Annotated in this window: 14 protein-coding genes, 1 tRNA gene and 1 pseudogene; 2 read left to right on the top strand and 14 right to left on the bottom strand. The window is 70.7% G+C overall.

The features are described from left to right. From C4313_RS08595 to C4313_RS08570, 6 genes are all read right to left on the bottom strand, one after another. Positions 1 to 536: SH3 domain-containing protein (locus C4313_RS08595; RefSeq protein WP_352429455.1), on the bottom strand; the 536-nt coding region annotated here is incomplete at its 3' end. Next, on the bottom strand, positions 533 to 2062 hold the full coding sequence (gene gatA, locus C4313_RS08590) for an Asp-tRNA(Asn)/Glu-tRNA(Gln) amidotransferase subunit GatA (RefSeq protein ID WP_352429454.1): 1530 nt from the start codon (positions 2060 to 2062) through the stop codon (positions 533 to 535). The genes C4313_RS08595 and gatA, both read right to left, overlap by 4 nt. Before the next feature lie 15 nt (positions 2063 to 2077). Next, complete coding sequence (gene gatC / locus C4313_RS08585; protein WP_352429453.1) at positions 2078 to 2371, bottom strand: Asp-tRNA(Asn)/Glu-tRNA(Gln) amidotransferase subunit GatC; 294 nt, start codon at positions 2369 to 2371, stop codon at positions 2078 to 2080. Positions 2372 to 2403: 32 nt separating this feature from the next. Next, positions 2404 to 3666 carry an MFS transporter gene (locus C4313_RS08580; RefSeq protein WP_352429452.1) on the bottom strand — a complete coding sequence of 421 codons (1263 nt, stop codon included), beginning with the start codon at positions 3664 to 3666 and terminating at the stop codon, positions 2404 to 2406. Positions 3667 to 3671: 5 nt separating this feature from the next. Beyond that, the gene (locus C4313_RS08575) at positions 3672 to 4805 is read right to left on the bottom strand and encodes a GNAT family N-acetyltransferase (protein WP_352429451.1); all 1134 of its coding nucleotides are present in this window, start codon (positions 4803 to 4805) and stop codon (positions 3672 to 3674) included. A 23-nt stretch (positions 4806 to 4828) separates the two neighbouring features. Continuing rightward, positions 4829 to 5749, bottom strand: coding sequence for a diacylglycerol/lipid kinase family protein (locus C4313_RS08570; protein WP_352429450.1), 921 nt, complete (start codon positions 5747 to 5749; stop codon positions 4829 to 4831). Between the two features lie 115 nt (positions 5750 to 5864). Between C4313_RS08570 and C4313_RS08565 the strand changes: the two genes are divergently transcribed. Beyond that, positions 5865 to 6011, top strand: coding sequence for a hypothetical protein (locus C4313_RS08565; protein ID WP_352429449.1), 147 nt, complete (start codon positions 5865 to 5867; stop codon positions 6009 to 6011). Between the two features lie 11 nt (positions 6012 to 6022). Next, positions 6023 to 6805, top strand: a complete 783-nt coding sequence (locus C4313_RS08560; protein ID WP_352429448.1) for an HpcH/HpaI aldolase family protein — start codon at positions 6023 to 6025, stop codon at positions 6803 to 6805. A gap of 48 nt (positions 6806 to 6853) precedes the next feature. Here C4313_RS08560 and C4313_RS08555 read toward each other — a convergent pair. The 8 genes and pseudogenes from C4313_RS08555 to C4313_RS08520 all read right to left on the bottom strand — a co-directional run bounded on the left by C4313_RS08555 (position 6854) and on the right by C4313_RS08520 (position 11431). Beyond that, positions 6854 to 6925 (bottom strand) — tRNA-Gln (locus C4313_RS08555). 41 nt (positions 6926 to 6966) lie between these two features. Then, the gene (locus tag C4313_RS08550) at positions 6967 to 7452 is read right to left on the bottom strand and encodes a copper chaperone PCu(A)C (protein ID WP_352429447.1); all 486 of its coding nucleotides are present in this window, start codon (positions 7450 to 7452) and stop codon (positions 6967 to 6969) included. A 22-nt stretch (positions 7453 to 7474) separates the two neighbouring features. Beyond that, positions 7475 to 8122 (bottom strand): SCO family protein, encoded by a 648-nt coding sequence (locus C4313_RS08545; protein WP_352429446.1) that lies wholly within the window; start codon positions 8120 to 8122, stop codon positions 7475 to 7477. Between the two features lie 67 nt (positions 8123 to 8189). Beyond that, positions 8190 to 9851, bottom strand: a complete 1662-nt coding sequence (locus C4313_RS08540) for a cbb3-type cytochrome c oxidase subunit I (protein ID WP_352429445.1) — start codon at positions 9849 to 9851, stop codon at positions 8190 to 8192. Positions 9852 to 9869: 18 nt separating this feature from the next. After that, positions 9870 to 10241: pseudogene (locus tag C4313_RS08535) on the bottom strand (CBS domain-containing protein); the annotation flags it as partial. A gap of 25 nt (positions 10242 to 10266) precedes the next feature. Then, on the bottom strand, positions 10267 to 10770 hold the full coding sequence (locus C4313_RS08530) for a cytochrome c oxidase subunit II (protein WP_352429444.1): 504 nt from the start codon (positions 10768 to 10770) through the stop codon (positions 10267 to 10269). Positions 10771 to 10807: 37 nt separating this feature from the next. Then, positions 10808 to 10933 (bottom strand): hypothetical protein, encoded by a 126-nt coding sequence (locus C4313_RS08525; protein WP_352429443.1) that lies wholly within the window; start codon positions 10931 to 10933, stop codon positions 10808 to 10810. Positions 10934 to 10954: 21 nt separating this feature from the next. Further along, positions 10955 to 11431 (bottom strand): RrF2 family transcriptional regulator, encoded by a 477-nt coding sequence (locus C4313_RS08520; RefSeq protein WP_352429442.1) that lies wholly within the window; start codon positions 11429 to 11431, stop codon positions 10955 to 10957. Positions 11432 to 11548: the final 117 nt, after the last annotated feature.

Genomic DNA, 11548 nt, shown 5'->3' with positions numbered 1-11548 from the left:
GCCAGCAGGACGGGAAGGGCCTCCGCGGCGCCCGTCACGACCTCCGTGTAGGCGGCAGCGATCCAGGCGCGACCCCGGCGGACAGGATCCACGATGGCCCACCACTCCCCGTCCGGGCTGCGCCCGACCACCATGACCTCCGCGCCGGCCTCCAGGCGGCCGATGATGGGGGCGGACCGGCTGGGAGCCTGACGGATGTTCAACCGATCGGTGGTCCGGGCCCGCAGCCCCCGCCCTAGCCGCACCCCTGCCGCCGTCCGCGCCTCCAGGATCCGCTGCAGGATCTCGGGCGTCGGCGCCTGCACCACATCCAGCCGCAGGTCCGGGCGGCGCTCCCGAAGCCAGGCGGCGGTGGACCCCGGGCGGCCGTCCGGCAGGACGAGGGTGACCACGACCGGTTCCCCCTGGAGGGCGAGGACCGCTGCCGGGTCAGCCAGAGGAACCACCCGGAAGCGCTCGATGTAGAGGCGGGCCGCCTCCCACCACCGGCGGTCCGTGTCGGCCGGAAGGAGCAGCACGTGCCACGCCGGGCTCATGGCGCGTCCGGGAACGGCGGGGGACTTTCCGCCCGGGTGGGGCCGGGGGCCGCCTCCAGGGCGGGGCGCCGCCGACCCCAGCCGGTGGCCTGCTCGTAGGCGTAGGCCGCCCGCAGGATCTTCTCCTCCCCCAGGGCCGGCCCCAGGATCTGGAGGCCGATGGGGAGGCCCTGCCGGTCGAAGCCGCAGGGGACGCTGATACCGCAGATCCCGGCCAGGTTGGCCGTGATGGTGAAGATGTCAGCCAGATACATCTGGAGCGGGTCCGCTGTCCGTTCCCCCAGCCGGAAGGCGGTGGTCGGCGAGGTCGGGCAGACGATGACGTCCACCCGCTCGAAGGCCTCCTCGAAGTCCCGCCGGATCAGCGTGCGGACCTTCTGGGCCTTCAGGTAATAAGCGTCGTAATAGCCGGCCGCGAGGGCGTAGGTCCCCAGCATGATCCGCCGTTTGACCTCGGGCCCGAAGCCGTGGCCCCGGGTCAGGCGGTAAGTTTCCCAGATGTCTTTCCCCAGGATGCGCAGGCCGTATTTGACGCCGTCGTAGCGGGCCAGGTTGGCGGAGGCCTCGGCGGGGGCGATGATGTAATACGTCGGCAGCGCGTAAGCGGTGTGCGGGAGGTGGACCTCGACCACCTCGGCGCCGAGTTCCCCCAGCACCTTGATGGCCTCGCGGACGGCGGCCTCGACCTCGGGCTGCATCCCAGGGATGAAATACTCCGGCGGCACGCCCACCCGTATGCCCTTCAGGTCCGGGATCAGCGCCCGGGTGTAGTCGGGGACCGGCGCGGGCCACGAGGTGGCGTCCCGGGGGTCCGGCCCGGCCATCTGCTGCAGGAGCAGCGCCGCGTCCCGCACGTCTTTTGTGATGGGCCCGATCTGATCCAGCGACGAGCCGTAGGCCACCAGGCCGTAGCGGGAGATCCGGCCGTAGGTGGGCTTCAGGCCGACCACCCCGCACAGCGCAGCCGGCTGGCGCACCGAGCCCCCCGTATCGGTCCCCAGGGCCCCCGCGCACAGGTCGGCAGCCACCGCCGCCGCGCTGCCGCCGGAGGAGCCCCCGGGCACCCGCTCGAGATCCCACGGGTTCCGGGTGGGGCCGAAGGCGGAGTTCTCGGTCGAGGAGCCCATGGCGAACTCGTCGGTGTTGGTCTTCCCGAGGAAGACAGCCCCCGCCTCCCGGAGCCGAGCCACGGCGGTGGCCTCGTAGGGCGGGACGAAGTTCTCCAGGATGCGGGAGCCACAGGTGCATCGGACCCCCCGCACGCAGATGACGTCCTTGATGGCCAGGGGGATGCCGTTGAGGGGTGGGATGGAGGCGCTGGGGTCCCGACGCCAGGCGGCCCACCGGGCATCGGCCTCGCGGGCCTGGGCCAAGGCCTCCTCGGGGGTCACCGTTAGATAAGCGTGCAGGAGGGGGTCCAGGCGCTCGATCCGCTCCAGGTAGGCTCGGGTGACCTCGACGGCGGAGACCTCTCCGCGGCGCAGGCGCTCCAGGGTCTCGTGGATGGTCCATTCGTGGGGGGCCACGGCGACACCTCTGGCTCAATCGAACTCGAGGATGGGCTGCACCTGGAAACAGCCGTCGGCCTGGGCCGGCGCGTTCTGCAGCAGTTGCTCGCGGGGCATCGGCTCTCCGGGCTCGTCCGGCCGAAAGATATTGCGGAGGGGCAGCACGGTGGCCGTCGGCGGGATCCCCGTGGTGTCCACCTCCTGGAGCCTGTGGAAATACTCCAGGATGGCCGAGAGCTGCTCCGCGAACAGAGCCTTCTCCTCCTCGGTCAGGGCCAGTTTGGCCAGTTCGGCGATGTGCTCCACCTCCTCGCGGGAGAGCGCCATGGCCTCCTCCTTCCAGATGTCCCTGGGCGGAATTATACCGGGTCCCGCTCGCCCCCGGCAGGAGGGCGAGGGGGGTCGAGGGGGAGGCCCCGCAGGGCCAGGACCCCCAGCCCGCCGATGGCGGCCATCAGCAACCCGGCGCCCAACAGCACCGGGCGGGGCCCCCACCACTGGCCGAGGAGGCCGGCCGCGGCCTGGGCCAGGGCCAGGGCGCCGTTCACCATCAGGGTCGCCAGGCTGTCCACCCGGCCCCGCAGGGGGCTGGGGGTTAGGTGCTGCACCAGGGTGGCCAGCCCGGCGCGGGCCACCACGATGCACAGCCCCATGGCCAGGGCGGCCACCAGCACGAGGGCGAAGGTCTGGGCCTGGCTGAAGGCGACGGTGGCCAGGCCGGCGGCGGCGAGGAAGATCCCGACGGCCGTGGCGTGGGGGATCCGGCGGCCCAGGATCGGGATCACCACCAGGCCCAGGGCCAGGCCGAGGCCCATCATCGCCATGGTCATCCCGAAGCCCCCCGCCCGCACCCGCAACCCCTCGGCCAGGAAGGCCAGCCCCAGCACCTGGATCGCCCCGATCCCCACGGTGGCGAAGGGCGTGAGGAAGACGATGCGGCGCAGCGGTCGCTGGGCCCAGACGAAGCGCAGGCCCTCCCAGAGGTCCCGGCCCGGCGAGCCCCGCCGGGCGGCCGGCGGGCGGTCGGCTTCCGACGGGATGGGGACGGCGGCCAGGGTGAGGGCCGACACCCCAAAGGTGAGGCTGTCGACGGCGAAGGCGGCGTAGGGGCCGAAGCGGTCCACGAAGAAGCCGGCTGAGGTCCCGCCGAGGACCAGGGCGAGGATGTAACTGGCCTGGAGGGCCGTGTTGGCCTGCAGCAGGTGCTCCGGGCGGACGAGGGCGGGGAGGACGGCGTTGCGGGCCGGGTAGAAGAAAAGGCCGGCGATGGCCAGGGCGGCGGCCAGCGGATACATCCGCCACAGGTCGGCGTGGCTGCGGACCGTCAGGGCGCCCAGGACGATCAGGGCGCGGGCGAGGTCCGAACCGATCAGCACGTGGCGGCGGGGCCAGCGGTCGGCGAACACACCGCCCCACAGCCCGAAGAGGACCTGGGGGAGGGTGATGGCCAGGGCCAGGCCTCCGAAGGCCGCCCGGGAATCCGTCAGACGGTCCAGCAGGCTCAGGCCAGCGATGAAGAGGAACTGGTCGCCCACCTGGGAGAGGAACTGGCCCGTCCAGAGCAGCGTGAACCCGCGCCCGAAGGGCCACCATCCATGCGCACGCCGCCGGACCGGGCCCATCGGGCTCACAGGGGGAGTTCGTAGATGCGGTAGGTCTTGTAGATCCGGCCGCCCAGGGCCTGGATGTCCCGGTTCATCATGATGTTGTCCTCCAGGATCCAGGACATCTCGGCCCGCCGGTAGCCCTTGGGGAGGGCTGCCCGGGCGGTCTCGTAGTAGAACAGGGCGCTCACGCCCTGGGCCCGCCAGCCCTCCACCACCCCCATGGCGAACACGCGGAGGGTATCGATCACCCGGCGCACCTTCCAGTAATACAGCAACTTCAACAGGGTCCACCACTCGGGGACCCCCGGGCGGGGGTAGGCGCGCCGGAGGGCCTGGTTGAGATCGGGCAGGGTGAGGGAGAACCCGATGGGCTCGTCGTCGGCCTCGGCGATGAACACCAGGTCGGGGTCCACGAAGCGGATCAGTTGCGCGGCCATGTGCTCGATCTCCGCGTCCGTCAGCGGCACGAAGCCCCAGTTGCGCTCCCACGCGGCGTTGTAGACCCTCTTGATGCGATCCAGTTCCTCCCGGAAGCGCCGGATGTCCGCCTGGCGCACCCGGAACCGGGCCCGCCCCTTCAGTTTCTCGACCACGCGCACCAGTTTCTCCGGCCAGTGGAAGACCTCCACCGTCAGTTCGTAGGCGTAGAGGTCCTTGGCCTTATGGAAGCCGAAGCCCTCGATGAAGTCGCGGTAGTAGGGCGGGTTGTAGGGCATGAGGATGCGGGGCGGATCCCCGAAGCCCTCGATGAGGAGGCCGCACTCCTCGTTGGTGCTGAAGGTGGCTGGGCCGCGCAGGGCCTCCATCCCCCGCCCGCGGGCCCAATCGCGGGCGGTGGCCAGCAGGGCGTGGGCGGCCTCCCGGTCGGGGAGCACCTCGAAGGCGCCGAAGAAGGCCACCCGCTCCCCATGGAAGGCGTTGTGCTGGTGGTTGACGAGGGCGGCGATGGTCCCCACCGGCTCCCCGTCCCGCCGGGCCATGAACAGGGCCACCTCGGCGTGCCGGTGGAAGGGGTTGCGCTGGGGGTCGAAGAAAGCCATGCGCTCGCTGATCAGCGGGGGCACCCAGAACGGGTCGCCGCGGTAGACCCGCCACGGGAACGTCACGAAGGCCCGCCGCTCCGCCGCCGTCCGGCACTCGCGGATCGTCAGCATGCCGCCTCCGTTCTCCGCCGCGCTCACGCCAGGAAGGGCAGCGCCCGGGGATGGATGCGGAAGGCCGCCGGGGCCTCCCCGATCAGTTCCCCCTCGGCCTGGAGGAACATGCGCTCCTGGGCCTCCACCTGGATCTCCCGGGCCCGCCGCCACGTGATCTTGGGATGGGTCAGATGGGTCCCCCGATACACCCGCGGGAGGTTCCACACGATCTCCCCCTTCCCCAGGTCCCCCAGCACGATCACGTCGAACCAGCCGTCGTCGACCAGGGCCTGGGGGGCGATGAACATCCCCCCGCCGAAGTAGCGGCCGTTGCAGACCAGGACCGAGTTGACGCGCCCGGCGTATTCCTGGCCGTCCGCCCGGAGGTTCGCCCTCTTGTTCTGATAGAGCAGCAGCGTGAGGAACAGGTAGAACAGATAGGTCCCGGCGGCGCCGAAGGCCTTGATCCCGCGGTTGGTGCGGTCGGCCACCTCGCCGTCGAAGCCCAGGCCGGCGGCGTTGACGAAGTAGCGGACCACCGTCTCCCCGGCCCGGCGGCAGGTGACCTCCCCCACGTCCACCCAGTGGACCCGGCCCTCGCGCAGCCGCAGGGCGGCGGCCACGGGGTCCCGGGGCAGTCCGAAGGTGCGGACGAAATCGGAGCCGGTGCCCAGGGGGAGCATCCCCAGCCGCACCGTCCGCATCCGCTCCGGGTCGGCGAGGGGGAGGCCGTTGAGGATCTCGTGGAGGGTCCCGTCGCCCCCCACGCCCACGAGGGTAGTGAAGCCGGCCTCGAGGCCCTGGCGGGCCAGCCGGGTGGCGTGGCCGGGTTCCTGGGTGAAGACCACCTCCATGCGGATCCCCTCCAGGCGCAGACGGGCCTCCAGGCCGCTCCATCGGCGGCCGGTCCGCCCGTTGCCCGCCACGGGGTTGACGATCACCCACCAGGGCTGTTCGGCCATGGCCTTCCGCCTCCGGGCCGTCGAGGGATGCCGCGGCGCGTCCGGTATTCTGCGCGAATCCGGGCGGCGCGGCAAGGGGCAACGGGCTCCCCTCGGATTCCGCAGCGGCGCTACAATGGGGAGGCATCGGAGAAGCGCTCGCCCCCTCCGCAACGATGGGCTGGACCTCACGGTGGAGGTGCTGGTGGAGGGGCGGGGGCCGTTGCGGCCGGAGACCCTGCAGCAGATCGGAGCGGAGATCGTGGAGGAGACATCCTCCTGACGGAGGCGGCCGTGATCTCCAACCACACCCTGGAGAAATTGCGCCGCGGCGAGGCGACGGTGGGATGCTGGCTGGGCCTGGGCAGCCCTTACGCGGCGGCTCTGATGGCCCGCGCCGGCTTCGACTGGCTGGTGGTGGACGCCGAGCACAGTCCCTTCGGCTACGATGCCATGGCCCAGAGCGTCATGGCGGTCCTCCCCACCGGGACCACCCCCCTGGTTCGTGTTCCATGGAACGACCCGGTCTGGATCAAACTGGCCCTGGACACTGGGGCGTTGGGGGTTGTGGTGCCGATGGTGATGAATGGGAGCGAGGCCCGGCGGGCGGCCGAGGCGGCCCGCTTCCCCCCGCGCGGCCTCCGCTCGGTGGGGGCCTGGCTGGCGCCGACCCTCCACGGCGACGATTACCTGGCGGCGGTCGACGACCAGGTCATGGTGGTGGTGCAGATCGAGCACATCGCGGCCGTGGAGCGGGCCGATGAGATCTGCGCGGCGGAAGGGGTGGACGTGGTGTTCATCGGTCCCAATGACCTGGCGGCCTCGATGGGCCTGACGAACGCCGCTTTCCGGGAGAGCCCGGCCTGGGAGGAGGCCGTCCAGGCGGTGCTGCGGGCGGCGGGGCGGGCGGGTCGGCCTGTGGGGATGATGTGCCTCTCGGTGGAGGAGGCCCTTCACCGCCGGGCCCAGGGGTTCCGCTTCTTGGCCGTGGCCTCCGATGCGCGCTATCTGCAGCAGACGGCGGCGGACATCCTTCGGCGGTGGCGGTCGCCGGGGGCCCTGCCCGACGGCCGCTGAGGCCCGGGAACCAAAAGCGAAGGGCCCGGCCCGTCGGCCGGGCCCTTGCTGGGGAGGGAGGACTCGAACCTCCACCCTCGGCTCCAAAGGCCGGTGTCCTGCCCCTTAGACGACTCCCCACCGCGTTGCATTATACCGCGGGGAGAAGGGATGGGACAACCTCACGGGCTCGTCTCCCGGACGGCGACGGTCACCGGGATCTCCCCGCTCCGCTCGAAGCGCAGGGTCAAGGTGAAGGTGTCGCCGGCGTTCAGCGGGCGGGTGAGGTCGATCAGCATCACGTGCAGGCCCCGGGGCTGGAACGCCACGCGGCCGCGGGCCGGGATTTCCACGCGGGGGACGGGGTGCATCTTGGCCACGTCCCCCTCCATGACGGTCTCATGGACCTCGACGCTCCGGGCCACGTCGGAGGCGGCGCCGACCAGGGCGTCGGGGGTGTCGCCTTCGTTGACCACCACGAAGAAGGCGGCGCTGGTGCTCGCCCCGCCGGCGTGGCTCATCCCGTGGCCCATCCCCTCGCCCATCGCCACGGCGCCGGGGCGGGCCCAGGCGTTCTCGATGCGGATCCGAGGCCCTTGGGGGGCCTGGGCGCAGGCCGCCAGGGCGGCCGCTAGCAGCCCGACAGCGATCCGGGTTCCCTTGCCCATCTTCGGTCCTCCCGTGCAGTTCTCACCGCTCCCGGAGTAGGGCGCGGATCTTGCGCATCGCCTCCGCCGGGTCGGTCCGGCTCCCCGGCAGCAGGGCCCGCACCCGCCCCTGGCGGTCCACCAGGAAGAGGCGGTCCGTGTGGTTGATGAAATAGTGCAGGCCGGCGCCGGGCGCCGGCGTCCCGCTGACCGGCGTCCCGTTGATGAGGTAGACGCGCTCGGTGTAGATCCCCAGGACCTGCGTGAGGTGCTGGATGGTGGGGAGGTCCCCCGTGAGGAAGGCCCAGTTGCGGAAGTCGACCTTGCGGACCTCGGCGTAGCGGCGGAGGACCTCCGGGGTGTCCCGCTCCGGATCGAAGGTGATGGTGACGAAGAAGACCTGGTCGGCGAGGCCCTCGGCGGCGGCCTGCTGCTGGAGCTCCCTCATGCGGGCGGTGATCAGCGGGCACACGTCCGGGCAGTGGGTGTAGATCATCCCCAGGACCACCACCTTCCCTCGGGTCTGGCCCAGCCGGAAGGTTCGGCCGTCCTGGTCGGTGAAGGGCCAATCAGGGACCGTGGTGTAGACCGGCAGGGCCTCCGCCCGCAGATCCAGGGCGACCTTCGCCGCTCCGGCGGCGGCGACGAAGAGCAGGGCCAGGCCGACGCCCAACCAGAACCCGCGCGGCACGGTGCGTCCTCCTGCGTTCGGCAAGTGGTTTCACCGGACCATGATACGGCCGCCGGGGGCGCGGCGCTCACCGGATGGGGGCCGCGCTGGAGGGCAGATACCCGTAGGCCGAGAAGGGGGAGACCTGCAGCACCTGGCGGAGGACGGGGGCGTAGGCGACGACGATGAGGACGGCGGCGACGGCCAGCCACACCCGCCAGCGCTCGAAGGCCCAGGGGGCGTCCTCCGCCGGGTGCAGGGCCTCGGCCATGGGCACCTCCACCTGCGCCGGCTGTTTGGAGAACCAGATGGTCATCGCCATGTTCAGCAGGAAGAGGACCCCGGCGATGAACATCAGGGTCCCGCCCACCGCGGCCATGATCAGGAAGGGCCGCCACTCGGGCAGCACGTAAGGCGAGAAGCCCAGGTTGGACCGCCGGGGCTCGCCCTCCAGGCCGCCGCGCATCATGCCCGTGGAGAAGATCATCACCCCGGCGAACCAGAGATACATGGTGGCCAGGGCGACCTTGCGGCTCCAGAGGGCCCGGCCGGTGAGGTAGGGCACCATCCAGGTGGCCATGGCCATGAAGGTGAGGGTGACGGCGGTGCCCACGGTGAGGTGGAAGTGGCCGGGCACCCAGGAGGTGTTGTGGACCACCAAGTTGACGTTATAGGAGGCGTTGACGATGCCGCTGATGCCGCCGAAGATGAAGGCGATCATCGAGAGGGCTGCCCCGGCGAAGGCGGGCTCCCCCCAGGGGAGCCGGAAGATCCAGTCGATCCGCCCGCGGCCGCCCCGCTGCCGCCCGGCGTGCTCCAGGGAGGCCATGAGGTTGAAGGCGGTGAGCAGGCTGGGGGTGGCCACGAGGAAGGTGCTGAAGGCGTGCACCAGTTTCCACTCCTGCCCGATGGCCGGGTCAGCGTATTGATGGTGGAGCCCGACGGGGGTGGAGAAGAGCAACAGCATCAGGAAGGCCAGGCGGGCCATGGGATCGTTATACAGTTTGCCCCCGGCCAGCCGTGGCACCATGGTATACCAGGCGACATAGGTCGGCAGCAGCCAGAAGTAGACCAGGGGGTGTCCGAAATACCAGAACAAGGTGCGGGCCAGCATCGGGTTGGTCTGCCGGACCAGGCCCAGGGACCAGGGGAGCAGCAGGAAAAGGACCTCGATGGCCACGCCGAGGGTGGCGATATACCAGAGGACGAAGGTGGTGATGGACCCGAAGGCCATGAGGGGGGTGCGCCGGCCCGGGTTCTCCCGACGCCATGCGGCGTAGGTCAGGATCAAATTGGCGCCGCTGACCCACGAGCCCACAATGAGGAGGGTCGCCCCCAGGTAGAAGGCGGGGTGGGCCATCAAGGGCGGGTAGAAGGTGTAGAGGACGTTGGCCTGGCGGGTCAGGATGGCGTAGCCCGCCGCGGCCACCCCCACCGTCATCAGGCCGAAGCCGGTCCAGCCCAGGCTCAGGCTGTAGAGGGGGCGCCCCAGGGCCGTGCGCACAGCCAGAGACAGCAGGGCCACGATGTTGAAGGTGGTCCAGACCAGGGCGTTCAGCACCCCGTGGAAGGTCAGCCCCTGGTAGTAGTCATACCAGGGGCGGAGGAGGTCTAGGAACAGTCCCGCCCGGCTGAGGACCTGGAGCAGGCCGAAGAAGATGCCCACGGCGATGGCGATGTAGGCCACGTAGAGGTGCCAGCGCAACAGGCGCTTCTCGCCTTCGGTGATGGGGAAGGCTGCCGCCGCCATACCCGCCTCCTTTCACAGGGCTTTGCGCAGGATATCGGTCACCGAGACGATCCCCAGCAGCCGCTCGCGGATCACCGGCGCCCGCCGGATCCTGGCCATGGCGAAGAGGCGGGCGACGTTCTCCACCGAGAGGTCGGGGTTGACCACGATGCAGGGCTTGGTCATGATCTCCCGCACCAGCACCGACTGGGGGCTGAGGCCCTGGGCCACGACCTTGTAGACGACGTCGGTCTCCGTGACGATGCCGTAGGCGTCCTCCTCGTTGAGCCGCTCCACGATCAGGGCCCGCAGGCCCTTCTCTTTCATGAGGGCGACGGCCTCCGCGACGGTGGCCGAGGGGGCGATGGTCACCACCTCGGTCGTCATGATGTCCTTGGCCTTCAAGCCCATACCCTCCTCCTCTCCGCGGGCGCCCTCAGCGGGCCCAGTAGGCGGGGGCCGCGGCCAGCGCGGGCGCCGGGGCGCCGGCCGCCCGGGGCTCGACGATGATCTTGGCCGACATGGCGTGGTGGCCCAGGCCGCAATACTCGTGGCAGACGATGAGATACTCCCCGGGGGCATCGAAGCGGGCGCTGATCCGGTTCACCACGCCGGGGACGGCCATCAGGTTGACGTTCTTGCCCACGATGAAGAAGCCGTGCTGGACGTCCTTGCTGGTGACGTTGAAGGTCACGGTGGAACCGACGGGGATGCGGATCTCGCGGGGGTTGAAGGCCCACATCTGGGCGACCACGTTGACCACATACTGGCCCGGGGCGACCTCCACCTGGGCCGGCTGGTCGAAGGGGGGGAGGTCGGTGACGCAGGTGGGCACCCGGATCCCCAGGCCGAAGGCCCCGACCGTCACGGCCACGAAGAAGGCGGCCATCAGCAGGCCGGCCCCGAAGACAGCGGCGCGCTCGAAGGGATCGTTCACCATCGCGCCCTCCTCCCTGGGCGAAGGATCGGGGGTTCCTTCAGAAAGCGGTCATCCCCCGCGGCAGCAGGATGGTGAGATACAGGCCGAACCACATGGCGGCGAAGAGCAACAGCATGGCCAGGAACAGCAGCAAGGCCGCCCGCGGTTGGAAGGCCTCGGGCATCGCCACCTCCTTTCCAGGGGTTTATTCGGGCGGGGCGGCGGCCACTGCCGCCGGCGCGGCGGCGCCGTTGCGGGCGATGGCGGCCTGGATCTGGCGACCGCGCCGGGCCACCTCGGCGAAGGTGGTCGACCCCAGCAGGGTCTGCAGATAGGCCTGGGCCTGGGCCCAGATCGGATGGATGGCGCAGAAGGTGTAGCGGGGGCAGGCGCTGGGCTCCCGGGAGCAGCGGTTCAGGCGGATGGGCCCCTCCATCGCCTCGAGGACCTCCAGCAGGGTGATGGATTCGGGGGGGCGGGCCAGCATGACCCCGCCGCGCCGCCCCCGGGTGGCTGTCACGAACCCCGCCGCGCATAGGTCCCGGATGATCTTCTGGAGAAAAGCATAGGGAATGGCCTGACGCCGGGCGATGTCCCGGGCCCGCGTCCGCATCCCCGGCGGGAGCATCGCCAGGTCCAGGATCACCCGCATCGCGTAATCGGCCCGCCGGCTGATCTCCACCTCGCTCCCCCAAAGAGGATCTTCCGGATCTAGAATCTCCGGTTTTTGCGACCAGAGGAAGTGAGGGTTGTCATCTTTTTGCCGTGAGGTTCCGCCGGGCGGGGCCCCATCCCGGGC

It is taken from the genome of Thermoflexus sp. (genome assembly GCF_040289485.1).
Classification (GTDB): Bacteria; Chloroflexota; Anaerolineae; order Thermoflexales; family Thermoflexaceae; genus Thermoflexus.
This window is presented reverse-complemented; position numbering and strand designations above follow the sequence as displayed.